The sequence below is a fragment of the Deltaproteobacteria bacterium genome (genome assembly GCA_011773515.1).
GTDB lineage: Bacteria > Desulfobacterota > Deferrimicrobia > J040 > J040 > WVXK01.
On the sequence record WVXK01000034.1, the window covers coordinates 1,240 to 1,577 of the forward strand.

Annotated in this window: 1 protein-coding gene; it reads right to left on the reverse strand. The window is 61.2% G+C overall.

Annotated elements, in window-relative coordinates; genetic code table 11:
- The coding region (locus tag GTN70_03745) for a hydrogenase (GenBank protein ID NIO16101.1) at positions 1-338 on the reverse strand (338 nt) is incomplete at both ends.

Below are 338 nucleotides of genomic sequence, written 5' to 3' on the forward strand. Positions count from 1 at the left end.
AGGCAGAACTCGACGATGTAGGCGTAGGTCACGATGAGCGAGGTAAAGAGCAGGATCTTGGCGATGCTCTCGAAGTGGTCGTCGGTTATGTAGGCGTCGAGCTTCAGGATCCTGCGCATCGGGACCACGAGGGTGATCACCATCGCCGTTCCGGAGAATATGGCCCCCGCCACGAAGTAGGGCGCGAAGATGGTGGTGTGCCACCCGGGTATGATGCTCATGGCGAAGTCCCAGGAGACGACGGAGTGGACCGAGGCGACCAGGGGGGTGGCGAAAGCGGCCATGAAGAGGTAGAGCTGGTTGTAGTTGTGCCACTCCCGCTCCGTCCCCTTCCACCC